This window comes from Halorussus sp. AFM4 (assembly GCF_051194995.1).
Lineage (GTDB): Archaea > Halobacteriota > Halobacteria > Halobacteriales > Haladaptataceae > Halorussus.
On record NZ_JBNTJT010000007.1, the window covers coordinates 39969 to 63473 of the forward strand.

Genomic DNA, 23505 nt, shown 5'->3' on the forward strand with positions numbered 1-23505 from the left:
TTTGCTCGATATCATAGCAAACACATCGGACGGGATCTGTCTAGTCGGTAGATAGGGGTGGACTGCTCTAACCTCCCACGGTCGGCAAGTTCCTTCCAATAGATAGATGGGAAGCGTGTCGTAGCCTCGTCTTCAAGGGGTAGTTTTCCCCGGGTCTCAGCGAATCGACTGTGAGCAAGCGCGTGCTAAGTTATCACATCGTCCGATCCATCCACAATCGAAATTTTCACATAGCCGCCAGGGTCAATCGAAAACAACACCCCTTGTGGGTCTGTTCGGGCGATGGAGTCCGCCTGTCCCAACCGCCGTCCTGGCTGATGACTCCTATTACATATCAGCCATGATACGGACACATCCCCTCGAACACCTGGAAGCAATTTTGGCCGTCGGTATCGGCGGGTTTGCCGGCTCGAACCTCCGATACTTAGTCGAACTATCCATCCCCAACTCGTTGGTGGCCACAGCGACGGTCAACGTCCTCGGGTGTTTCGCGCTCGGTTTCCTCATTTATGAAGAACTGTTCAGCGGGACAATCTCCAGGGCCAGTCGGACCCTCATGGCGACTGGATTCATTGCCTCTTTTACCACCTACAGCACGTTCATCACCGATGCACTCACAACCGCACCACTAGTGGCGATCGCTTATATTAGCGGTAGTTACGTTCTGGGTTTTGGAGCTGTCCTCGTTGGCCGGGAAGCAGCCCGATGGGTTACAACTGTAACACCGCCTGCACCGGAGGTGAGCGACTGATGGAACCCGCTCATCTCCTGGGGACAGGCGGGGCAATCGGTGCAGTATTACGTTATATAATCGACCAGTTGCTCGTGCACGATCGGTTCTCATTCTCAACGCTCGTGGTGAACGTCGCCGGGAGCTTCATACTCGGGCTAGTCGTATTCACCAGCCTCGATAGCGAGGTCGCCCTCTTCGTTGGGACTGGCGTATGTGGGTCTTTCACGACGTACTCCTCGTTTTCAGTCCAAGCCGTTCGGATGTGGGAGGGGAGTGGCCGTCTACGCGCAGGGATCTATGCGCTTGGCACGCTTGGACTGTGCTTGATCGCTGCTGGTACTGCTGCGGGTATCGCTACCATCCTACAGCTATAATTGGGAGGCTGTCGGCAGTTCCGAGATTCCATCTGAGATCTCCTCCGTTGTCTCTAACACTTCGAAGTGTGGGAGACGCGTTCTGTGACACGTTGAAATAGGTGCCGCCCAGCACTGCTGTTGTAGAAGCTCTCGATAGCGGTTCCGAAGTGAGAGGGTTCGGGGAGCCCCATTCAAGAAGTACCCGCAATCCCGTCGAAGAGCTCCGCGACTCGCCGCTTGATGTCGTCACGGATGCGTGCAACCTCTGCTGGAGACATCCCATCTGGGTCGTCTAAATCCCAATCACGGTTCTCCCCGGCCCATCCGGCGGGGCAGACCTCTTCGGGTGAACACCCCATCGTGATGACGTAGTCACTCTGCTGAATCTCCTCAAACGTCACCTCACGCGGAGTCCGGTCTGAAATGTCGATTCCGACGTCGTGCATTGCACGCACCACTTCATCGTGGACGTGTTCCGCAGGCTGGGTTCCTCCCGTAACGAGTTCAATTTCGTCTTCGAGATCCCGCTCTTCCAGCTCTTGTTGCGCGAACGTGTAGGCCATCTGCGAACGACCAGCGTTCTGGACGCACACGAAAGCGATACGAGTCGGTTCGGATTCAGTAGTATCGGTCATGGATTATGGAACTCTGTGATATTCTCGGTCTTCTTGGGGAGGTAAGTCATCGAGCAGTTCGATAACCTGTTGTTCGATTTCTGTACTAAGCGCCCACACCTCTTTACGGTCACTCGATGCGGGATCGATGAACCCCCAATCACGAACGACAACCCCCGTTGGAAGGTCATCGATCGAGAGTGAGCACCCCATCAACGCGACGATATCGCACTGGGATAGTTCTCGCGGAGTGATTTCACTAGGGGTCCGTGAAGAGAGATCATATCCTTTCTCGGCCATCACGTCGACGACCACGGGATATATCTTCTCAGCAGGGTCGGTTCCACCGCTTGTGATTTCGACATCTGTCCGCCCACAGGCCTCCAGCTGTGTTTCTGCGACAGCCGCGGCGATCTGGCTGCGGCCTGCGTTCTCCACACAGACGAATCCGATACGAACCGAATTAGTCCGAGTAGGCAACGTTGGTGACTCCTTCAGATTCGGGGAAGAGGCTGTCTTTTGTCGCAAGTGCAACGCGGACGAGTGCCAGCATTACCGGAACCTCGATAAGTGGTCCAACGACGGTTGCGAGCGCCACGTTGCTCCCGATACCGAAGACAGCGACTGCCACCGCGATGGCAAGTTCGAAGTTGTTCGAGGACGCGGTGAACGCGAGGCTGATACTCTCGGTGTAGTCGAACCCGAGGAACGCGCTCACGCCGTAGGCGATCCCCCAAAGTGCTGTGAAGAAGATGAACAGCGGGACGGCGATGAGGAGGATCTGTTCGGGATGCGAGACGATGTAGTCGCCCTTGAGCGCGAACATCACGACGACCGTGAAGAGCAGGCCGAGCAGACCAAGCGGACTGATCCGTGGGATAAACCGTCCGTAGTAGGTGTCGCGACCGACCGTGCGGAACGCAACCTTCTGGGTGAGATACCCGAGGAGGAGTGGGAGGCCGAGGAAGACACCGACCATCTGTGCGATGAGCCCCATCGAGACGTCAACGGTCGTCCCTCGAAGGACAGTGAGGAAGAGGAAAGCGTAGGGGACGAACAGTGCGATTTGGAGGAGGCTGTTGACCCCGACACAAACCGCACACATCTCCTGATTACCAGCGGCAAGTTCGTTCCAGACGAGCACCATTGCGATACACGGCGCGATCCCGACAATGATGAGGCCGGTCACGAATTCGGGGTGGCCGCCGAGGAAGAACACCGCTAGCCCGTACATCACGAACGGCGCAATGAGCCAGTTGAACGCGAGTGTTAGGCCGATTTCCTTTCTGGCTGTACGGGTGACTTGCGGGATACTACCATAATCAATCTCGGCCATGATCGGGAAGATCATCACGAACAGCCCGAGGGCGATCGGAAGACTCGTGCCGTGCCACGTGACCGCGTTCAGGACGGCGACGACACCCGGTGCGAAGCGGCCGACTGCGACGCCAAGTACCATCGCGAGCCCGATCCAGACGGTGAGGTAACGGTCGAGGACGCTGAGATCGTCGCTCACTCTTCGCTCACCTCTTGATCAGCGGTCGCGAACAATTCGTCTGCAAGGGAGGTGCTCGTATAGTAGCGCCAGTTGCCGTCCTTGCGGCGGTCGACGAGTCCAGCGTCGACGAGGTCCGAAAGGGCATGACTAACTGCGCTTTCGCTCACGTCGACGAGCGGTTCCAGCTCACAAACACAGAGTTCATCATCCGCCACGGAGAGCACTCGAGCGAGCCGATGTCGGGTTTCGTTTCCCAGAACGCTGAAAACGGTCGCTGTCGACTTATCGCTGAACGCGGCATCTGCGAGCTGCTGAAGTTCGTCAAGACGACATTCGACGTCTGTATCGCAGCACTTGCCGAGTTCGTCGGCGATGAGTCGCCGGAGCCGTGATTCCGTTTGGGCCATTGCACTCTGATTGAATATGTCTTCATATAGGTGTGGCGGTATGAACTGCTGTTCAGATAATTTGCAGCAGCGAGGAGAGGTACGGTCGGTGAAGAACTGCGGTCAGGCATAGGCCTCAAACTCCTGACCGAACAGGGCGAAGTAGCCGACACCGACCAGCCCAACAGCCGTCGCCACTCCGAACGCGAGTTCTGGGCCGGCGACGACCGTCGGAGTCGTGAGTCCGCCCACGTCGAACGGGAGTGTAAGACGCCAGTCACTCCCGTACAGCCATCCGCCGAGGGCAGCACTCGGGATGACGACCGTGTTCCGAAGCAAGTAGTAGGTCCCGGTCACGCGCCCCCCGGCGTCCGTCTCAGCGGGACCAACGATCATCGCCTTGTGGGCCGGGAGCCCGGCAAACCGAAGGCCGGAGAAGGCGAACAGCGCGACCAGCACCCACTGGTTCGCCGGCGCGTTGATGAGCAGTATCGGGAAGATCGCATAGACGAAAAAGCCGAGGCCGACCACTGGCTTCAGCCCCGTGTACTCTGCAGCTTTCGAGACGGGGGCTTTCGTGAGGATCGCGATCACCATCTCGATACCGAGGAGAACCCCGAAGAAGGCGGCCGGTTGTAGTGTCGTGCCAAAGCCCTGGAACCCCACCTCGAGGAAGTTCGTGACGACGATGACGAAGAAGACGTAGACCATCCCGTTCGCGAAGCGAATCAGTGTATCCGCAACCAGGAGCGGCCGCAATGTCTCGGGCATCTCCCGGAGGTCGCGCCGAATCTGGTCGAGTCCTTCGAAGGAGTCGCCGATCGAGTCTTCGCTCGCGTCATAGAGGAAGTGCTGAACGACGGTCGCGACGGCCGCGAATGCGATGCCCAACAGCAGGATGCGCTGGAACCCCTCGACGAACGAGGCCGTGATTGCCAGCAGGCCCGCTGCGAGCAGGGGGCCGATGAGGAAGCCGATGCGGCGGAAGATTTCCGTCGAGGCGAACCCCATCGCTAGCTTGTTCGGCGGAACGCTCTGCTTGACGATGGCGAACGTCGCGCCGAGGCCGAACGACTTCCACGCCTGCGCCAGGAAGAGACCGACGAATATCCATCCCCATGCCGGGACGGAGAATCCACCGACACCGATAGCTCCCAGTTCTGGTGCGAGCCACCAGAGTCCGAAGCCGATGGTCGTCACGACGGCGAACCCGGTGAGCGCGATTCGGGAGCCTACACGGTCCGAGAGCGCACCGCCCGGGTAGGGATACACCGCACTGATAAGGTTGCCGACGCTCCCGTAGAGTCCGATAACACCAGCCCCCGCTCCGAGGACGCGCATGTACTCCGGAATGTAGCGGCTGGTCATCTGGAAGCTGAGGCTGAACGCCAGCATCGCCAACGACAACACGAGCACATCACGCTCGAGGGCGAAAAACTGGCGGAACGATGCGAACAGGTCGAACGACTCAGTGTCTTGTTCGGTTGCCATGGTGGATCACGCGAGTAAGAAGACCGCGGCGCCGAGGACGCCGCCGCCGATGATCAGGTACGCTACATCCACGTCCCGCGTGAACAGGACGAACGTCACGACTGCGAGGGTAACTCGGACGGGATCAAACGGAGCGTTCGCGACTGAATCAGGCGTTCCGGTAACGACTGCGAAGGCGCTGAACGCCAGCGTCACCGTTGCGCCGACGATCGCCCCGACGACTGCGGCGTTGATCCCGAACAGCGCCGCCCGGACGACGTCATTGTCCCGGACCCGGGCCACGTACGGGAACGCGCCAGTGATAAACAGGAACGAGGGAGCGAACGCGCCGAACATCGCGACAAATGCCCCCAACACAGCCCACGGGAGCGTCCCGTATGTGTCGAGCATCAGCTTGCAGCCGACGAACGCGGTCGTCATCACCACGGGGCCGGGCGTGAGCTGGCCGATGGCGATCCCGTCGACGAACTCGGTGGCGGTCAGCCATCCGAAATTCGTCACGACATACTTCTCGATGAACGGGATCAGCACGAGTCCGCCGCAAAAGATGAACGATCCCGTATACAGCATGAACAGGAACAGCTTCACCCAGAGGTTGCCCCAGACGGCAGCCACGACAGTCCCGACTGCAGCGGGGAGGGGTACCCGCTCGCCGAGCGTCGTTGCGATTCGGGCCCGGAGGGTATAGAGCCCGCCGAGCACGAGCGCTCCGATCGTCCAGAGGGCGATTCGTGTGCCGTGTGCTCGAATCCAGTCGGGGCGGAACAGCAGGATGGCGATGGCTCCGGCGATGATGAACTCGATGACCGGGTTCGGGTTAACGAGAATCGTCGCGACGAGCGCGCCCAAGAGTAATGCGAATAAGCGGAGGTCGATGACCCACTCGTCGTCACCGAGGGTGAATGCAAGATCTGCTCGCCCTTCCTTGAGCGAACTGCGCCCCATCGAGTAGGCGGCCCCGGCGATGAGACCGATCACGACCGGATTCACCCCGTAGAAGAACGCCTGGACCGACGGAAGTTGCCCGTACGCGAAGTAGACGTACGACAGCACCACGACGATGACGAATGTCGGAGCCATGAAGGTCGCACCGGCGACCAGCGCCCCGAGATTCGCGCCGCGGACCCAGCCCATGAAGATGCCCAGCTGGGTCGACGCCGGACCGGGCAACATGTTGCAGATCGCCAGTCCTTCCATGAACGTCGATTCGTCGGTCCACTCTTTGCTCTCCTCGCCAATGAGTTCGTCCTCCATCATCGCGATGTGGACGAGCGGGCCGCCGAAGCCGACGAGACCGAGCTTCAGAAAGAAGCAGGCGATTTCGAGCAGTTTTGCGGGACTGGAGGTCCCCTGGTATCCTCCTGTCGCCTCGCTGGCCCGAGCTTCGCTCACAGCCGGCCCCCCATCGAGAGTTCGGTGTAGGCTCGTCGGTACTGAGGCGATCCCGTCACGGGTATGTCCTCCACGCGCCGGGTAAATAAATTTCCGTTAGCCGTATAGTGTCTCTAATATACTGAAACCGCCTAGTTTTTCCTATCCGGCTCCCGTCGGTCCGGTAACGAATGACCAGTCGCAAGAACGCGATGCTGACGACCGAAGACCGGCGGTGGTTGACAGGGGAGAAGACCTACGACGGACAGCACGCCAAACAGCAGCGGTACCAGCGCCGGAACGACATCCGCGAGCGCGTCTACAATTCAGTGCTGGATTTCACGATCCTCTTCGAAGACCTCGACGAGGAGGAGCGACAGAAGATCTTCGGAACGGTCACCGACGATGGTCGGCAGTGGGATGACACCTACCCCGAGTTCCGTGACGGGGTTCGTGATGCACTCGCGTTCTTTCTGCGGGGGATCGGCGTCTCAGTACTCATGCGCGCAGGATCGACGGGGGAGGCGCGCATCCCCGAGCTCCTACTGGAAACCGCGCTATCCAGGGCCGGACGCCGCGATGGATTCCTGATCGAAGAGGTAGATATCGACATCGACGCGACCGAGATCGCGGTGCCGGACGTTCTGGAGCGGCTCAAAGCAGGCGAAGAGCTGTCATCCGGGGAACTGTATCTGCTCATGGAAAGTGGGGCAGTCGACACGACAGCCATCCAGGATTGCCTCCGCCCGAAGCTCGTGGGTGACGAGACTGGAGGTGACTGATCGATGTCGATCACGACAAAACAGGAGATGTTCGAACGCGAGCTCCAGAAGCTCTACCACGCAGAGATCGAGATTCTGGATCTCCACAGTGATCTCGCAACGGCAGCCGCAAGCGACGAAGTCCGGGAAATTTTCGACGGGCATGAAACGGACACCGTCGAGCAAATCGATCGCATCGAAGTGATGTTCGAGGAACTCGACCTGGAGCCGCGCGAACGAGGGAGTCCGATCATGGAAGGCTTACTGGCGGAGAAAGACGAGTTCATCGCAGAGGTAGCCGACGACGACCTCCGGGATCTTGACGCAATCAGTATCGGGATGATCAACGAACGACTGGAGATCACGTTGCTCGACCGACTCATCATGCTCGCTGATGAACTCGATGTCCCGTCTTCAGTGGTCGAATACCTCAAGAAGAACCGGGACGAAGCTCAGGTGGCCCTTTCACGTATGCAGCAGTTCCTCGAGGAACGACGGTCGCGTTAATTGATCAAACGTGACTTCGAATAACGTGGGGTTAGTTCACATTCGAATCCACTTCTGCAAGAGCTTCGGTAGCAACATCACCTAATTCACCAGCCTCGATGTGTGAATACCGTTCACGAACCATCTCCTCTGAATTGTCGAGATACCGGGCTGCAACCGTGTATCCAAACGCCCGGACAAGCACCTCACCCATGCCCCGTCGACCGCCGTGCGGAGCAAGGTAATCGTGTGAAATAACGAAGAGATACAGTTGTCCTCAAATCCGGTCGGCACACACAGCACCAGAATACCCCGAGGGAACCGAAATCAACGGGATGCGTTTGTGCCTGAAGGGCCTCACGCTGACGATTCGAACCCGATCGATCAGTTGTGTCCCGAGTTACGCCGGTGCAGATTTTTTGCGCTCGGTGTATTGCTGCTCCCACTCACGTCGGGCCTCGATTTCACGATGGCCGCGACGCGTGAGCGTGTAGACGTTCGTCCGCCGGTCTTTTTCGCCTTTCTCGACGAGGCCCTTCTCGACGAGTGTATCGAGGTTCGGGTAGAGACGTCCGTGATGGATCTCTTTCTCGTAGTAGTCCTCGAGTTCCTCCTTGATCGCGAGGCCGTGGGGCTCATCGAGGCCGGTGATCACGTACAAGAGGTCGCGCTGAAATCCGGTCAGGTCGTGCATCGTCCTGCGTACTGATACGTTCCGCCGGGTCATACGTCTGTTGCCCCTCAGAGGGCGGTAACACCCCACAGACACCGAATCAAATACCTGTAATTTATACAAAGGACGGGAGAACAATTGCTGCGTATGGCAGACCTGATCGTCAAATCGGCCGTGAAAGAAGCGCTCGATGACCACAACGTCTCGGCGGATTTCTACGAGGCGCTGGACGACGAAGTAACCGAAATGCTCGACGATGCAGCCCGGCGTGCCGAGGCAAACGATCGGAAAACTGTCCAGCCCCGCGATCTCTAGGTCACCCGGGCAGAGTGTCGTCGAACACTTGCCAAGGCATTGTTTTCAGCAGAACCCGCGAAATCGGCTGTGGGACTTCTACATAATTTGTAACTCGGATCGGACGTTCGTGGGTGATATTTCGATAGCCATACACTTTTAGTCTGTAGAAGAGTACATCAATATGGTATGTCCCGATCGAAACTCATCGCTGGCATCGCTATTGTCGCTATCGTTGCTATCGCCCTCCGACGTCGCAAAGGGGAACAGACAGAAGCCGACAACTAAACACTCTGAGGATACCGATCGGGCGAAGAGGTGTGAGAACTGTTCAATGACGCGATGCGCCCGGAACGTACCACTCCGCCGTTCGAATTCACTCCCTGTTTTAAGGTGCTCGTGACTGGAAGGTACAGGTATGAGTGTCACAACGGAGTCAATTCAGGTCGAGAACGTGGTTGCATCGTCCGATATCGGCCAGGAACTCGATCTCGAAACGCTCTCCGAAGACCTAGGAGCGACCGACTACGATCCCGATAACTTCCCTGGTCTCGTGTATCGGATGCACGATCCAAAAGCCGCAGCACTCATTTTCCGCTCTGGGAAAGTCGTCTGCACGGGTGCGAAAAGCGTTGACGACGTGACGACGGGCCTCGAGCACGTCTTCGACGAACTCCGCGAGTTGGGCGTCGATGTCGCTGCCTCGCCGGCGATTGAAATCCAGAATATCGTCTCCAGTGCCGATCTCGACCACACACTCAATTTGAATGCCATCGCGATCGGCTTGGGGCTCGAAAGTGTCGAATACGAACCCGAACAGTTCCCCGGACTCGTCTACCGTCTCGACAATCCGGACGTCGTCACACTCCTCTTTGGCAGTGGAAAGCTCGTCATCACCGGCGGCAAGCAACTTGATGACGCCGAACAAGCCCTCACGAGGGTCAAAGACCAGCTCAACGATCTCGGGTTGCTGGACTGATTTGGCGACTCGAACCAAGTAGCGGATTCGCTGCCATTGAGGTTGCATTTCGCCTATCCTCCCATGCTTCTAGTGCCGCTTCGGTCTTGAACTGCTAGATTCCTCTCCCACGATATCTCTCGCTCAAATCTAGCAGATGACGACTGAAGCCCCACTAGACAGTACCCCTCGATGGCACCTGTAGGACAACATATATGCTGAAAAAGGACGTCCTTACCACCGTGACGGGTAGATGGCAGTTCGACGTTGAGAATCCTCTTCTGTACGTCTTCACGAACATCGTCGTCTGGGCAGTCGTTTCAAGTACTATCAAAATGGTTCTCTTGGACGGTGGCTGGCAAAGTGGAGCACTCATAGGGGGTGTCGGAGGTGCCGTATATGGCAGTTCGACATTCTATCTGAGATGGTGGAATGACGAGACCTAGTAGATCGGATAGCCGATACGTCAGTCCACTCCAGACATCGAGAGAATCTGCCTCGGCTTTCACCTGTAGGACTGCAGATAGAGCGGACTGGCGAGGATGAATTATAGGGATTAGCACAAGAATTCATAGATTCGACTGACATTCTATCTGGTAATTGGTTGAACTCCGCTGCTGAATGCACAGCGCGTATCTCCCACGCCGCTCTACAGCAAATCAGTAGAACTGGTCAGCACACATGAGGCGTATAACGAGCTCAAAGGCTATCACACATCGAAAAAATTTCCAATACGAATTTACACTATCCAATATGGCCCTCCTAGGAAGATTTGGAAGCGTCAGTGTTGACCGCGAACGAACGCTTCAAATTCTCCGCGTTATCGGCCTGTGTTTGCTGGCTTTTGGAGTTCTCGGCCTGTTCCAGGGAGTCGTTGATCCTTATTATACGGTACGCGAGTGGCTATCGACTTCTGGTGGATGGCGAGCATTTCTGATATTCAGCGCCGGAGCCGGAATTATAGCGTACAGTGCGCTTCTTGAACTCACACAGAGCAGAGCATAACGCCAGTTGCAGAACCGAACGATTCCTACGTCTACTGAACGAGCGTGTCATAGAACTCTTCCACACTATAGTCAGATTACGTATCGCTATAAACGGTAACTCTCTTAGAAGTTTGTGCACTTAGTGCACGGAGTTTAGAAACGGTTAGAGAGTGCCCTTTCGTTTCCGAATAATGATTTCTCGAACCCGTTCAACGTGGTTCGTCTCGGATTGAACGAATGCTGTGAGGATGGCTTCGACGATCTCGGAGCGGCTGACTCCGAGATCGTCACATTCAGCGACCAGTTCATCCACTTCTCGCACGATTTCCTCGCCAACAGCGACGCCGAACTTCTCTTTCGCCATAGCTACGACAAGCTAAGAACAGCGTGCACCAAGTGTACGGTGCTTTCAATTCGTTAGAGTTGATTCAGCAAGCCTTGTGAACCTTTCTATGACACCCTGACGTCTACTGAACAGGTAGTTCGCTGACTCTAGCGTGAGAGGAATGGAGAAGCCGTGCTGATCCTCTACGCCGGTCACGTTGGTTCTGACAGAACATAGATGAGTTGATAGCATCCAGATTTATGGCTGCCGTCGTGCAACAGTCGCCCGATGCCCTCCAATGACGACCGCAGCTTCACCGAGAGAGCTGCGGACTTCCTGGATAGTATCGGCCTCGAGGACTTGACCGAGGATTATCGTGAGGAGAACAACGCCGGTGATGATCGACTAGCAGACGCGTTCGACCCACTTCCCGACGCTCTCGCGGAAGTCCCCGAAGTCCACGAAGTGAACAAAGTGAACACGCACCGCGATGGCGACGACATTCTGGTTCCCGTCGTTCCGGTGATTTTTGAGGACGCGGGCGAACCCGCTATGGACACTGTCTGGGACGTGGGCGGAACTATCCTCGAATCCATCCATTCGGTCTTCGAGGAGTTCCACGTCCGCCACTACGACGTACAGTTCGCATACGCCGACGCCGACGAAGAGGAAGTCGTCTACCGACGTATCACCGTCCAGCCTGCACTCGTGGAGAGGTATCTCACTGACCCGGGATACACCCTGTCGGACCTGCGCGCCGACGTGAAGGCTGGGGACGATGGTGACGACGGCGTGCCACCCGTCTACTGGCAGCAGTTTGACGCCGAGTCGATGGCGTCGTCAGGCGCGTACGCCGGCGGTGGCGGAGCCGCGGTTGCTTCGGCTTGTGCTGGCGCGAGTGCCGGAGCGGCCGCCTCCTGTGCTGGCGGTGCGGCCGGTGCTGGTGGTGCTGCTGGCGGCGCCGGTGGCGCTGGCGGGTGCTGAACGTCGCTGAGCGCGCTTACCGGGGTGAATCGACTGGAGTCGATGTGCTGCACCCACTCTCTAAGTCGGTCACACCGTTATTGATAGAGGCCAGGTAGGTCATTGAGTCGCTGCTGAATACACAGCGCGAATCTTGCACGGTGTCTGGAGCAACTTTCTGGTGAGCGGTTCGGTCAATACAGACAAGGTATCTGTCGAACGGAGTAGTCTATAAAACAGGCCCTTGAGTCTCCCCGCGTTTTTTGCCATCTGGCACAGAGCGTGACGTATGAAAAGGCGTCAGTTACTACGACTTGGCGGTCTAGCACTAACCGTCCCTCTTGTTGGCTGTGCTTCGATAGGAGAACCAGAGAAGGAATCAGAGTTTACGTTCACAAAGACGGGCGAGATACCAGTTGAAGTACGCACAAGCGAGTACGCTCGTTCGTACCCCGGGCAAGAGCCGTTTGCTGAAGTTGTTCTCGGTGAGAACTCGCAAACTCCGGGCAATTTGTATGGAGTGGAGGTGTATAACGATTCTAGGAGTCTGGTTGAGATCTCGCTAACGACCAACCGGGAGTCCGATGACGGCGCGCTGGTATTGGAGGGCGAGGGAGCGATTTCAAATGGTGAGTACATGGTGGTTGCTATTTCGCGTCCTGCGACGTACATCAACACACTTGAGATAAGTGGAACTGGTGTGGATCTTCAGAAAACCTTTGAGGTACCACAGAGCGCGTGGAATGCAGCCCCGAAAGAAAATGAAGGAATCGGTCCAGAGCATAACATCCACATCAATAAGGACGAGATTGATGTAAGATTTGTCGGCGAAGAGAAGTAAACGTAACTGCCTTAGAGGACCACGAGATTTCGGCGGGGATAATTCATTTAATCAATAGGTTCTGCGGAATATGCACGCACATTCTCACAGCCGATTCAGAAAAGAGGGCTCAGGAATAAACGCCGCTGTGTGAAGATTACATCCTCTGAATCGATTACAAGCTTTCTGATAGGTAACGAGCAGTTCCCAGCGGGCTTGCTGCATAGATCGCGCATAGTCAGCAGTTCGTCGCGTGAACTGGTGATCACTCTGGAGGCGAGGGCCTGTCCGAACAGCTAGGAAGTGGGCTGGTCGATTGTAGCGGGCTTCTGGGGGTGTGTCCGTCGGTTTACGAGCATCAGCATGGGGAGCGCAGCCACCCCAGTTCCGAAGCTGATGATAAAGTAGTAAAGCGCGGCGAACTCCGATTGGGTGCCGCCGATATATGTGACTACCACCGGAGCGAACCATCCCCCGATGACGGCGCCCCCGAAGAGGGCAAGACCGCGGGCCCCACGGCCGTACTGGAGGAGCACGCCACAGACGTATGCCGCCGACACCGGCACAAGCAACAGCGTTAGTACTGCTTGGGTGGTCACCAACCCTGCCACAGTCAGTGGGGTCCCATACTCCGGCGGGGTCATCCCGAGATCGTAGTACATCGTCCCGGTACCGACGAGGAAGGTCACGGCGAGTGCCCCGGCGGCACCCCCGATCGCCTGCCGAACGGTAGCGGGGCTGGATCGAGCGGTAACGGCACCGAGCATCACGTAGATGATTCCGACCCGGAACAGCAGCGAGGCTAGCCCCTTCTCGTACCCAGTCCAAGGAGCGCCCAGCGCAACCGATCCCAAGAGCACGACGCCACCGAGTCTCAGGAGTGCTTGGACTCGCTGCTGCATGTCTCAAATACCAGTATTCCCCGGCAAGTGTTTTGTGCCGCCCACCACTCCGGTCCATCGAGACGACCGACCATAGACCAGTCAGTGGGTTCATGGAATGCGCTGTGATAGAGCTGTTTTTTGATGATTGTACCACGCCAATTCAGCATCAGTGTTTGGTGAACCTCTGTTATAACCCCGTTTTTAAATTATCATCGGCATCTGAGCGTTATCCTGCGCTAGCGCTTTCACCGGGGTTGGCGAGGAAGCCGCGTTGGTACCCTGCTACGAACGCCCAAGCGAGCCCACCGGCCCCCAAGCCGACCAGCCATTTCGACTCAATCTGTGCCGGGAGGCCGAGTGCGAAGAGTTCGCCTGCTGCGATGCTCAAAAGTGCGGTAATGCCGTCAAGATACCGTTGAAGAGTCCTGTCCATATCCGATCGATGGCTACCAGCCAACGTTTTGTTTACTATGAACAGTCCTGCCAGCACGTATCGCTATATAGTTCTCATAATAGCATTTATTAAATACCGTCATCCCGGCACGCATGATGGTCTCCCGTTTTCCCTCCAGACGGACGTTTCTTCGTACTGGCATAGTAGGTATCGTCGGTAGCCTCGCTGGATGCGCGACAATCCCAGGTGGACAGCAAGTGACCCCGCTCCCAAGCGCCGCTTCCGGATCCGATGACTGGCCGACGAACGGATACGACAGACGGAACAGTCGATATAATCCAGACGCAGTAGTTCCACGCTCTGACCCGTCTGTCCGATGGCGGCAATCATTTGATTTCTGCCATGAGCCGATGGTTCGGAATAACCGTGTCGTTATGAATGCCGAGGGAGACACAGTCGGACTCCGGACCGCCGATGGCAAGGTAGTCTGGCGGTCGCAATCGGAGCCGTGGGGATATCCAACGCCGACGCTTGGAGCCGACAGGGCGTATATTACGGGCCCGGAGTGCGTATTCGGTCTTGACCTTGATGACGGCGAACAGACCTGGCATGGAACTCCGTGTCACGGCGCGAACACCGCGAGTGGAACGATCGCTAATGGACGACTCTACCTGCAATACGGCGGCTATTTTTCAGCACTTGACGCGAACGGAGACATAACGTGGGCCTCTCCCCACGATGCTCGCGGCTCCCCCGCTATTCTCGATCAGACGGCATACGTAGCGACTTCGTTCACTGCTGAGGCCGTAGATTTGACGGGTGACCCGATCGAACTTCCCTGGCAAGACCCTGACGACGATACTCCTGCTCATGTGAGCGAGCAAGCAGCGACGAAGTGGTCGTTTCCCTCGTCCCCGTTCGTTACTGACACTCAAATCACGATCAGTCCGGCTGTTGCCGGCGACCTCGTCTTCGTTACGGTCACGGACGAGGGCGAACCAGGCGGCAAACTCCGTGCGCTCGACAGGGCATCCGGCGACGAACAGTGGAGCATCGCCGCTCCACCACTACGGCCTACGGAAGGGTCACCCCCGGAGCCGGTTAGCAGCCCCACGCCGCCAGTGGTGACGGACGAACTCGTGGTGACCGCGTTAGGTGACCGTCGGATCCAAGCCGCCTCACATACGGGTACTATCCAATGGACGAGGGAACTCGGTCGGGAGGTGACCGAACTCGCCGCCGGAAACGACACGCTCCTGGCACTCACACACGATCGGTCCGTGGAAACGACGGCACCGGCCCACACTTCGCTTGTGGCGCTCGATTTGTCCTCGGGAATCGTTCTCTGGAGATTGGAATTCGAGGACCATCTCGACGGGCTAGCGGTCGCAGCTGAGACGGTGTACATGACGCTCGTGACCGATCGGCAGGATACCGAGGTGCGTACCGAACAGCTCTTGGCACTTGGTTAGCACCGGCCTCGATCCAACTATTGACCATCTTATCCGACCGGCTCTCAATCCGAGCGGGGCAGTTGCTTCTGATATCAATCTGGACTTCATCGGGCATCTGTTGTATAGACAGCGCGAGTCTTGTACCAAATCTCAGGGAGCCGAGGACACCGACAGACACGCTGCAAGCTACATCGTGACGATCTGAAACTACTCGAACACGGTCAACACGAACTCACTCGACGACGTACACTCCACCCTGGTTGATCTCCGCTACCGTCTCCGGTTGGCCGAGGAGATACAATGCCCCGTCCCCGAGCGCGAGGGAGTCGGTCACGCCCATCGGGAGCGACCATTCCGCACGGCGCTCGCCCGTCTGCCGGTCATATCCGATGATCAACACCTGCCCATCTCGTCCGGTCTGGACGTATACTGACTCGGCGCTGACTACTGGTGGGCCGGTGAGTACCTTCGGCCCGATCGGCGTCCGCCATCGAGCATCCCCAGTCGCAGTATCGATCGCAAGCAACTCACGCTGGCCGTTCTCGTACGCGCTCGGCGTATAGAGGGTGTCATCTGCTACTGCTGGGCGGTGTGAACCCTCAACGTCCATCCGACTCCACACCTTACTCCCATCTGATAGTGACCGGGCCTCTAAATGCCCGGACTGACGAGCGCCCGTTAGGTATACTGTCTTCCCATCAGTGACCGGTAGGTGCGTCCCGACGGACGATGCAGTCCAGCGAACCGCACCGGTCCGTCGCTCGAATGCAATGAGTGGGTCGGCGCTGGCTCCGCCGTTTGCCAGCACCACCTCGTCGGTGACAGCGATTCCGACGACGTTCCCTTCGAGCGTCGGATCCGCTCTCCAGCGCTTCTTGCCGGTGATCGCGTCGAGTGCAACCACACTGCGACGACCCGGCACGAAGAGCGTACCATCGACGAGTGCCGGCGATCCGGTATCGAGCCCGCTCCCGGCGGCGTACCGCCAGTACGTCGATCCGTCATGGATATCGACCGCGATGATGGTCCCGCCGAAGGGGCAGAACGCGGTGCGGCCCGCGACAAGCGCCGGGGCAGGGTGGACGGGCGTCTTGACCCGCCAGACAGTTTCCTTCGAAGCGAGATCCACGGCCTCGAATCGGTGGCCGAACTCCTCGTCGTCTAGGTTGCGCCGTGGTCTCTTGACGACTCCTGGAAAGATGATCTGTTCTTGGGTGACGTTCGGTTGGGTCTGTGGGAACGTTTTCGCGGCGCGGAATTTCCGTAACGAAGCATCAGTGGTCGGCCCCGGTCTATCGGCTCCGTTCGTGCGGTGGGAGTCGTGCCCAAGAGTCGGCCACGGATCGGTACCCGCACTGGCCCGTGGCGTGATATTAGCATCGTGATGATGGATCCGTGGGCGGAGCCGATCCCGTAATGCGCTACAGCCCGCGATGGCGGTGAGAGAGGTAACCCCTATTGTTTGTAGGGCTTGCCGACGGGTAGGGTGCGGGCCCCTGCCTTCGCTCATGCCTGATTCATCCATAATCAATCGGTGCTGGCGGGGAGAGCTGTCACGACCCGATCGCTCAGTCGATACATCGGGTCACTCCAATTTGCCGAGTTCTTCGCCGCTATGTGCGTAGGCCACGTCGAACTGGACTGTTCCAGATTCTGTGTGAACGGTGGCGGTTACGCTGTGGCGTATCGACCAGTACGGATAGGAGTGGAACTCACGACGACGTGATGTGAATCCCCTCGTTGCCTCTTCGATATTGCCGTATGTGACTGTCTGTCTCCGAATTGTGTCCCCAACTTCGACCTCGGACCGCAACTCGATCCGCTCGACGGTAACGTCCCGCCGGATCGGCTCGAGGTACTGGCGGGTCGTCACCTCCGCACGCGCCTCGTCCGTCAGTGACCACGCTGTTGATGACGCGTGAAGCCGAAAGTCGTCAGCTCTGGTTGCGTGAGTCTCACTAGTGCTCCCGTAGTACTCGTCCGGTCGGTCAGGTGAACTCGCGCTGAACCCCGCTGACCCAACGAATGCCGTTGCGCCTCCACTCAGAAACGCCCGCCTCGACCACGACCGGAGTTTCTGGGCTTCGTCAGTCATACTGGTTTTCGCTCGCCCCTCGGAACCGCCTTCATCATCGTTCACGCGAACTCTCACCTTCATTAGAGATGACATCCAACCCGAGTACGCTGAGCGTTGCAAGTCCACCGACGACCGCCAGTCCAAGGAGCGATCCGAGCAGAACCAACGGCCACACCTCGAATATGAACCCGGCGCCGATGATGCTGCCTGCGCCGATGAGAGCCGCGACTGGATTACGAACCTCTCGGGGTAGATTCTCAATAGTCGACACCGAGGTGCCGTTACCGACCTGAAAGCCCGCAGAACCGCCGCCGAGACGGAGTCCATCTAACGCGAGTACCCAGAGTACTGTCAGTCCGACCAGACTCCCCAGTTCGGGCAACAGCGGGATCTCGAACGTCACCCCGACGAAGACGGGTCCTGTAGACAGGGCACCCAGCGTCAGGAGGTCACGGGTCGGCGCGGGCGCACTCACGACTCGCTCACCTCATCGGTGGCCAGCCCTTCGGTGTCAAGACTCAATGCGAACACGGCCGACAGCGCGAGCGCCCCGACAGCTGCGAGCGCGATATCGACGGCGACAGCGGGCCGCCCGGACAGGACGGGTTCTGAGTGACCGGTGATGGTCAACAGCACCTGAAAGGACAGGGCGCTACCGAAACCGAGCGCGAGCGTCCGCGCAGAACTCACGCCGGGACGCAGGGCCGACAGGAGGATCGCCAGTCCGGCAGCGAGGGTGAATGCTGCCGCCGTCGGTACGGGTATCGACCCAATAGCGGGAGTGAATCCGACGGTGAGCACTGCAGTGATCCGCTGGAGCGGAAGGGAGACCGCGGCGTAGAGTCCGACGAAGTGCCATATCGTCCGGATCGTCCGGCCGACGGCACTGTTCCACCACGACTCGTCGGCGAGGGCGTCCGGGAGCCAGTCGTTGGTCGACCCGGTCATGGTGCCTCCAGCGCGACAACGTTCGGACCGCTGTCCGTGTTCTCGTCCGAGTCGTACGCGGCGTACAGTCGGTCGCCAGCGACAGCGAGTGTCTCAGCAACCTCCCCGGGAAAGAACTCATTGGCGAAGCGACCGATTCGACGGCCATCGGCTGCGTTGAGCGCGGTGATTCCGGGCTCTTCGAGACAGAAGACGGTCCTGTTCGCGACGATGGGACTGCCCAGAAATTCGTCGACTTGCCAGACTTCATCGCCGGTCGCGGCGTCGAGTGCCACCGTCTCCCCGGTCCAGTACGACGAGACGAACACACGGTTGCCATCTACCGCCGGCTCGAAGGCAGCAGTTTGGTCCTCGCCGGTTGGGAAGCGGGACCGCCACAGCTCAGTTCCGTCGTCGGGATCGAGCGCGATTATCGGGTTCGATCCGAGGACAATCCGGTCCCCACACGCGATCTGCATTGTCGGGCTGTCGCCGAGATCGGGATCAAGGGAGTCGGTCCGCCAGCGAACCTCGCCCGTCCACGGGTCGAACGCCGAAATGCCATCTTCCGACTCGGTCACGAGTGTCCCGTCAATGAATGCAATTGGTAACACGTGCTGGTCGGTTGACCACTCGTGCCGGCGGCCGCCGGTAGCCACATCCACCGCGATGACGCCGGACGTCCCGGGACCGGTCGGGATAAACGCGGTCTCGTCGACGACGACACCCCCGCGCTGATCGTAATTGGTCCCTCGAATCCACGCCACCGATCCGGAGGTCGTGTCGATACTGACCAATCCATTAGACGTGCCGAGGAGCAGGCGGTCATCGGCGACGAGCGGTCCGACGTTGATCTCGCTGCCGTCGGGGGGCCAGAGCGTCTTCGTGTCGAGCCGCCACTGTTCGCGGCCGGTCGACGCGTCGAGTGCTGTCAGTCGCTCGTTTCCGGGAACGTAGACCGAATCACTGTCGACGGCGAGCGTCGGATTCCACGGTGTGACAGGAACAGCTGTCTTCCACGCAGTGCGAGCCTCGGTTGTGGGTGGCTCCGCGTCGGGAGCGTGTTTTGTCCGAGCCGGGGTTCGTCCGGGGACTGGCCAGGTGCCACCCGGAACCGCCGCGTCAAGAGTCGGGGATACGGGAGACTGACTGGGCGTATAGAGTATTGTACCGGTGGTTGCCGCCATTCCGACGGCTGAAAGGAGCCGGCGTCTCGTCGTGTGGAGGGCCATACCTCGTCCCACTCCTCGGTTCTTTGTATTGTTTGATAATATCGGTATGTACGGCTACATACCGAGGCGACGTCCAAAAGGTCAATCGGGGTATTGATGTTCGCAGTATCTTGCCTGTGAACCAGTATGCATTGAGATTGGCAGTCTCAACTATTATCACAAGGAGGGAATTGAGGCTACAGAAGGTTTAGCAGGGGCTGTGATGGGCAGTATTGGACGGATAGTAAGGAGAAATTACTTCAGATAGTCTCTCAAGTGCTGCTCCCATCGTTCTAACAACTAATCTGTCAATTCCTAAGATCGATAATAGCGTTGTTACATAGGAATCGGCAGTTCACCATCGATTCACACTACTCTCCGAGACAATCACCGTCAAACAAGTGACCTCGACGTGACTGTAGCGTCAGTCCTCAGCATTGAGGCCGAGAGTGGATTTTTCAGCATCTTTATACTGATGGCCTATCCCACTACCTGTAGAGAATGAGACGATTGAAGGGCAAATCTGTGGACGACCAGACAGCAGAGGACCAGCTAGAAGTTCTACAGTGGTTCGAGAATGGTGATGAGATATCCGTCACGCTCGAAGAGAAGGGCAGCATCTCTGGCCCCGTAACTAGCGTTGTTGAGAACGGTCCGTCTGAAAATCTCGAAGAGGTTCACGTACAGTTTCAAAACTTCGATAGTGGGTTCCGACACGACGATAGTGGACATCACACAGTCTCGATAACTCGAACGGACAATGGAGGGTGGGAAAAAGCCGATTTGACGTATTCTTGGACCGACACTGGACGAGTACGAAGGAAAACAGTGGATACCGTCGAGCACGTGTGGCCGAGCGTCAGTGAAGTATTGGGAACGACGGTTTTGTCGAGGGAAGAAGCGAATATCTTAGTGATGAGAGAAATGGGACTGTCGAAAGAGGAGATAGCTGAGTGGTGGAACTGTGAGGAGATGGCAGTCAAAGCAGTACTCGCAGACATCCGTGATACGTACCGCCGGGCCGAGCGAACCATGGACCGGTTGGAGTCATCGCCGATCGATTTAGACGGTAGAACGTTCCTGTCTATGAGTATGTTTACGGACGATAGTGGCGAGGATTCGAAATAAAGTAACACTCCACTCCATTCATCCGTTTCTACGTCGGAACGACGAATAGAGCGTCGGGACGATTAGTTACCACGAGCGTCTGAGGATCGGTTTGTGTAGTCGGCTCCCGTCTTATTCGCGCGTTCGCCAGAAGAGAGCGGTCTGAACGACTTCCTCTTGAGTACTATGTTCGTATGCCTCGTTCTGTACGATTGCTTCTACGTATTCCCGAACTTTGGTCGACTCTTCCACCTCGACGGAGCAGTTCATATCACTGTCAGAGACAGTTGACACCCCTCGGACGATGAGGTCCGCTATCGAATCAAGTTCTTCACTCCGGTTGATCAGATCACCGATCGCTTGCTCCACTATGGAAGTACCGACCAAGTCGACGGAGAGTGACTCCGGTTCGTTGCCTGATGCTTCGCCTGCGAGTAACGATAGTGCATACTGTTGGACGGTCTCGGCCACGACTTCGCTGACTGTACGGGCAGACTCAGTATCGTGAGTATCCATCGTGATCGCTGACTCAGCTAGCAGCAGAGTCAGCGGATCCAAAGTCACAGTAAAGTGTTCTTCATCGGTGAGATTGTCATCTATGCCAACTTCGTCTGGTTCGGTATTCTGACTCTCGGCGGGTTCAGTGGTATCGACATCGGACGTGTCTTCGGTCGGAGAATTTTCTCCGTCGGATTCTGGTTCTCGAGTGTCTTCCTGTGCGCTCTCGTCGCCTTCGGTTACAGTAGCCTCTCGCTCGGTTTCGTCACTCGTTTCTACTTCACTGTCCGGTGCACCGTCGGCCTCGGTGTTGGTATCTTGTCCCTGCTCCTCTTCGGAATTGTCACTACGACTTTCGCCACTAGATGTCGTGCGGCTCTCCTTCTCCATAAGACGTTTTGTAGCACGAGCAGAGATCATGTTATTCGGTGTGAGTGATGAACTGTCTATATTCTCGGAGAGATCCGTGCAGGTCTGTCCCTGAAGATCGGGGCCAGTGGTATCGATCAAGCCTGTCGGCTGCTTCGTTGCCTTCTCATCTGTTTCCTCTGTCAAATTCTCGTTAGCGGTCATGGGTTCGGTGGTGGTCTCCGGTTTGTTCCGTTCGTCGAACTGATTTGGCGCATCTAAACTCGTTGCCGCATCTGCTCCGTGGTGCAATAACGTAGCGATCTTCGAATCGTCGACTCCCTCCGCTTCGAGATTGGGTTCTTCGTGCCGGTCGAGCGACGGTACCGAGAACGAGTCGAGGAGGGCAGCACTAGCGAATCGCTGGAGGTTTTGATCTCCGCCAGACGTAACAGTTCCACCGTGTACCCACGAGGGGACCTGCCACCGATGTCCATCGTACAAGGTATGTTCGCTCGTATCTCCAGTCCCCCATACGACGCTGTCGAGGTGGTTGAACTCCTCGCCTGCACCGTCGTGAGAGTGAACGACAACCGTCTCTTGCGGATCGATACTATCGTGAACCGCTTCGAGTGTCCCATGTGAAGGATGGTTCACCAACTCGTAATCGTGAATCGTACATCGACCCTCCGTCATCGGTGTTTTGCCGGACCCAACTAACTGGACAACACACGCGTTCGGGTTGTCACGGAGGATTCCGAATAGCCGACCGCTGCTTCGTTCTCGTGGGATATCTGGGCCGGCGATAGTGATCACTCCTGGGTCGAGGCACGCCTGAGGATCGTGGAACAGCGAAATCTCCTCAACCCCCGAACAGTCGTAATCAAGTTGATCGTACAGCTTGGCTACTTGCCCGACGACACGGATAGGGACACTAAGTTCGTATTTAACGACCAATGCAGACAGTAGATAGGCAAATTGAACGCCGACTAAACCACTGGTAGTGACGAGCGTCGGTGCTCCGCCGTGGGCGTGTTCGAGCGTGGTTCCGAGTGCCTCCGTAAGGGATTCACCGAATGTTTCGTTCGTAGCAGCAGGTAGGAACAGCACGTCGATATCGACGAATCCGTCAGGTTCGAATCCTGGGAATCCACCGGCGCTACGGCAGGTAAAGTCACCTGTTGCAAGTAGATAGTGAGTCTCGTCGCCGTCGAAGGCACGAACGAGGAATCCAACTGCCCCCGGAACGTGTCCAGCAGGGACAGGATGGACCTCAATATCGGAGGCAACACTCGTCCAGTCCTCGATCGGTGTGACTGCATCGGCGACTGCATCTGTCGTAGAGAAGTCGGAATCTGAGCTCGCAACGTCGAAGACATCTTGGAGGATATCGGCGGTCGCGGCCGAGGTGTAGATTGGGACATCATCACGATGAGTGGTGGGGAGGGTTGCATAGTGATCGCGATGAGCGTGCGTGAGACAGATACCGGCGAGTTTGTCGGTTGGTTCTAAGAGGTCGTCTATTTGCACACGCGTTCCAGCGTCGATAAGTAGACAAGAATTGTGATCGGTGTCATCTTGTTCGAAACGGAGGAGCACAGACTCGTTACCAGCGTGGGGGTTAGCGTGGTGAAAGGATATTCGCACATCCACGTGGATAACAGCTAATAGGCATAGTTGTTACTGTTACAGAAATAAGTTGCCGGGAATGTAGGCGAACCGAGCTACAACCCAATTGGTGCCTGTCTCGAAAGCATTCAGCTATTGGTGTAGGGAATCACCGATTACAGGGGGCAAGTTGCATATTTTGAATCACCTGAGAGCCGCGTTCTCAAACGACCAATAGCCTGCGAGGATTCGAACAATCCCCACGCGACCAGATGACTGACG

Annotated in this window: 26 protein-coding genes, 1 pseudogene and 1 riboswitch; of the genes and pseudogenes, 11 read left to right on the forward strand and 16 right to left on the reverse strand. The window is 57.4% G+C overall.

The features are described 5' to 3' along the window. Positions 1 to 269 precede the first annotated feature (269 nt). A riboswitch (Fluoride riboswitch) is annotated at positions 270 to 334 on the forward strand. A gap of 6 nt (positions 335 to 340) precedes the next feature. Both ACQUQF_RS24640 and ACQUQF_RS24645 read left to right on the forward strand, forming a co-directional pair. Then, entirely contained in the window at positions 341 to 751 is a 411-nt protein-coding gene (locus tag ACQUQF_RS24640; protein ID WP_435182095.1) for a fluoride efflux transporter FluC, read from the forward strand. Next, positions 751 to 1107, forward strand: coding sequence for a fluoride efflux transporter FluC (locus ACQUQF_RS24645; protein WP_435182097.1), 357 nt, complete (start codon positions 751 to 753; stop codon positions 1105 to 1107). Before ACQUQF_RS24640 ends, ACQUQF_RS24645 begins: the two co-directional genes overlap by 1 nt. 173 nt (positions 1108 to 1280) lie before the next feature. Here the strand turns inward: ACQUQF_RS24645 and ACQUQF_RS24650 are convergent, their stop codons facing one another. The 6 genes from ACQUQF_RS24650 to chrA all read right to left on the reverse strand — a co-directional run bounded on the left by ACQUQF_RS24650 (position 1281) and on the right by chrA (position 6470). After that, the gene (locus ACQUQF_RS24650; protein ID WP_435182098.1) at positions 1281 to 1724 is read right to left on the reverse strand and encodes a low molecular weight phosphatase family protein; all 444 of its coding nucleotides are present in this window, start codon (positions 1722 to 1724) and stop codon (positions 1281 to 1283) included. Between the two features lie 3 nt (positions 1725 to 1727). Beyond that, on the reverse strand, positions 1728 to 2183 hold the full coding sequence (locus ACQUQF_RS24655) for a low molecular weight phosphatase family protein (RefSeq protein ID WP_435182100.1): 456 nt from the start codon (positions 2181 to 2183) through the stop codon (positions 1728 to 1730). Further along, entirely contained in the window at positions 2167 to 3219 is a 1053-nt protein-coding gene (arsB, locus tag ACQUQF_RS24660) for an ACR3 family arsenite efflux transporter (RefSeq protein ID WP_435182102.1), read from the reverse strand. Before arsB ends, ACQUQF_RS24655 begins: the two co-directional genes overlap by 17 nt. Next, the gene (locus ACQUQF_RS24665; RefSeq protein WP_435182104.1) at positions 3216 to 3608 is read right to left on the reverse strand and encodes an ArsR/SmtB family transcription factor; all 393 of its coding nucleotides are present in this window, start codon (positions 3606 to 3608) and stop codon (positions 3216 to 3218) included. The genes arsB and ACQUQF_RS24665 overlap by 4 nt, the downstream gene beginning before the upstream one ends. 102 nt (positions 3609 to 3710) lie before the next feature. Then, positions 3711 to 5078 (reverse strand): MFS transporter, encoded by a 1368-nt coding sequence (locus tag ACQUQF_RS24670; RefSeq protein ID WP_435182106.1) that lies wholly within the window; start codon positions 5076 to 5078, stop codon positions 3711 to 3713. 6 nt (positions 5079 to 5084) lie between these two features. Further along, positions 5085 to 6470 carry a chromate efflux transporter gene (chrA, locus tag ACQUQF_RS24675; protein ID WP_435182108.1) on the reverse strand — a complete coding sequence of 462 codons (1386 nt, stop codon included), beginning with the start codon at positions 6468 to 6470 and terminating at the stop codon, positions 5085 to 5087. A 170-nt stretch (positions 6471 to 6640) separates the two neighbouring features. On the opposite strand from chrA, the gene ACQUQF_RS24680 reads away from it, so the two are divergent. Beyond that, a complete protein-coding gene (locus ACQUQF_RS24680) occupies positions 6641 to 7231 on the forward strand; it encodes a hypothetical protein (RefSeq protein WP_435182110.1) in 591 nt (196 codons plus the stop codon). A gap of 3 nt (positions 7232 to 7234) precedes the next feature. Beyond that, positions 7235 to 7717, forward strand: a complete 483-nt coding sequence (locus ACQUQF_RS24685) for a DUF892 family protein (RefSeq protein WP_435182111.1) — start codon at positions 7235 to 7237, stop codon at positions 7715 to 7717. A gap of 31 nt (positions 7718 to 7748) precedes the next feature. Here the strand turns inward: ACQUQF_RS24685 and ACQUQF_RS24690 are convergent. Together ACQUQF_RS24690 and ACQUQF_RS24695 are read right to left on the reverse strand one after the other, a co-directional pair. Then, positions 7749 to 7946: pseudogene (locus ACQUQF_RS24690) on the reverse strand (site-specific integrase); the annotation flags it as partial. Positions 7947 to 8096: 150 nt separating this feature from the next. Further along, positions 8097 to 8390: a PadR family transcriptional regulator gene (locus ACQUQF_RS24695; protein ID WP_435182112.1), complete on the reverse strand. Its 294-nt coding sequence runs from the start codon at positions 8388 to 8390 to the stop codon at positions 8097 to 8099. 126 nt (positions 8391 to 8516) lie between these two features. Here ACQUQF_RS24695 and ACQUQF_RS24700 point away from each other — a divergent pair, with 126 nt between their 5' ends. The 3 genes from ACQUQF_RS24700 to ACQUQF_RS24710 all read left to right on the forward strand — a co-directional run bounded on the left by ACQUQF_RS24700 (position 8517) and on the right by ACQUQF_RS24710 (position 10067). Continuing rightward, positions 8517 to 8684: a DUF1931 domain-containing protein gene (locus ACQUQF_RS24700; RefSeq protein ID WP_435182113.1), complete on the forward strand. Its 168-nt coding sequence runs from the start codon at positions 8517 to 8519 to the stop codon at positions 8682 to 8684. A gap of 397 nt (positions 8685 to 9081) precedes the next feature. Next, entirely contained in the window at positions 9082 to 9642 is a 561-nt protein-coding gene (locus tag ACQUQF_RS24705; protein WP_435182114.1) for a TATA-box-binding protein, read from the forward strand. 194 nt (positions 9643 to 9836) lie between these two features. Then, positions 9837 to 10067, forward strand: a complete 231-nt coding sequence (locus ACQUQF_RS24710; RefSeq protein WP_435182116.1) for a hypothetical protein — start codon at positions 9837 to 9839, stop codon at positions 10065 to 10067. Positions 10068 to 10770: 703 nt separating this feature from the next. Here ACQUQF_RS24710 and ACQUQF_RS24715 read toward each other — a convergent pair. Next, positions 10771 to 10971, reverse strand: coding sequence for a hypothetical protein (locus ACQUQF_RS24715; RefSeq protein WP_435182117.1), 201 nt, complete (start codon positions 10969 to 10971; stop codon positions 10771 to 10773). A gap of 249 nt (positions 10972 to 11220) precedes the next feature. Between ACQUQF_RS24715 and ACQUQF_RS24720 the strand changes: the two genes are divergently transcribed. Together ACQUQF_RS24720 and ACQUQF_RS24725 are read left to right on the forward strand one after the other, a co-directional pair. Further along, positions 11221 to 11916: a hypothetical protein gene (locus ACQUQF_RS24720; RefSeq protein WP_435182119.1), complete on the forward strand. Its 696-nt coding sequence runs from the start codon at positions 11221 to 11223 to the stop codon at positions 11914 to 11916. Positions 11917 to 12184: 268 nt separating this feature from the next. Beyond that, positions 12185 to 12736 carry a hypothetical protein gene (locus ACQUQF_RS24725; RefSeq protein ID WP_435182120.1) on the forward strand — a complete coding sequence of 184 codons (552 nt, stop codon included), beginning with the start codon at positions 12185 to 12187 and terminating at the stop codon, positions 12734 to 12736. A gap of 275 nt (positions 12737 to 13011) precedes the next feature. On the opposite strand, the gene ACQUQF_RS24730 is transcribed toward ACQUQF_RS24725, so the two are convergent. Then, a complete protein-coding gene (locus tag ACQUQF_RS24730) occupies positions 13012 to 13617 on the reverse strand; it encodes a hypothetical protein (RefSeq protein WP_435182121.1) in 606 nt (201 codons plus the stop codon). An 810-nt stretch (positions 13618 to 14427) separates the two neighbouring features. Between ACQUQF_RS24730 and ACQUQF_RS24735 the strand changes: the two genes are divergently transcribed. Continuing rightward, positions 14428 to 15465 carry a PQQ-binding-like beta-propeller repeat protein gene (locus ACQUQF_RS24735; RefSeq protein WP_435182123.1) on the forward strand — a complete coding sequence of 346 codons (1038 nt, stop codon included), beginning with the start codon at positions 14428 to 14430 and terminating at the stop codon, positions 15463 to 15465. A gap of 214 nt (positions 15466 to 15679) precedes the next feature. Here ACQUQF_RS24735 and ACQUQF_RS24740 read toward each other — a convergent pair whose 3' ends face one another. The 5 genes from ACQUQF_RS24740 to ACQUQF_RS24760 all read right to left on the reverse strand — a co-directional run bounded on the left by ACQUQF_RS24740 (position 15680) and on the right by ACQUQF_RS24760 (position 19683). Further along, a complete protein-coding gene (locus ACQUQF_RS24740; protein ID WP_435182126.1) occupies positions 15680 to 16576 on the reverse strand; it encodes a PQQ-binding-like beta-propeller repeat protein in 897 nt (298 codons plus the stop codon). 456 nt (positions 16577 to 17032) lie between these two features. Next, a complete protein-coding gene (locus ACQUQF_RS24745; protein WP_435182128.1) occupies positions 17033 to 17542 on the reverse strand; it encodes a hypothetical protein in 510 nt (169 codons plus the stop codon). A gap of 34 nt (positions 17543 to 17576) precedes the next feature. Then, on the reverse strand, positions 17577 to 17999 hold the full coding sequence (locus ACQUQF_RS24750; RefSeq protein WP_435182130.1) for a hypothetical protein: 423 nt from the start codon (positions 17997 to 17999) through the stop codon (positions 17577 to 17579). Beyond that, positions 17996 to 18472 carry a hypothetical protein gene (locus ACQUQF_RS24755; RefSeq protein ID WP_435182131.1) on the reverse strand — a complete coding sequence of 159 codons (477 nt, stop codon included), beginning with the start codon at positions 18470 to 18472 and terminating at the stop codon, positions 17996 to 17998. Before ACQUQF_RS24755 ends, ACQUQF_RS24750 begins: the two co-directional genes overlap by 4 nt. Continuing rightward, positions 18469 to 19683, reverse strand: a complete 1215-nt coding sequence (locus ACQUQF_RS24760) for a PQQ-binding-like beta-propeller repeat protein (protein WP_435182133.1) — start codon at positions 19681 to 19683, stop codon at positions 18469 to 18471. The genes ACQUQF_RS24755 and ACQUQF_RS24760 overlap by 4 nt, the downstream gene beginning before the upstream one ends. 480 nt (positions 19684 to 20163) lie before the next feature. On the opposite strand from ACQUQF_RS24760, the gene ACQUQF_RS24765 reads away from it, so the two are divergent. Then, positions 20164 to 20790 (forward strand): hypothetical protein, encoded by a 627-nt coding sequence (locus ACQUQF_RS24765; RefSeq protein ID WP_435182134.1) that lies wholly within the window; start codon positions 20164 to 20166, stop codon positions 20788 to 20790. A 111-nt stretch (positions 20791 to 20901) separates the two neighbouring features. Here ACQUQF_RS24765 and ACQUQF_RS24770 read toward each other — a convergent pair whose 3' ends face one another. Further along, positions 20902 to 23268: an MBL fold metallo-hydrolase gene (locus ACQUQF_RS24770; protein WP_435182135.1), complete on the reverse strand. Its 2367-nt coding sequence runs from the start codon at positions 23266 to 23268 to the stop codon at positions 20902 to 20904. Between the last annotated feature and the right edge of the window lie 237 nt (positions 23269 to 23505).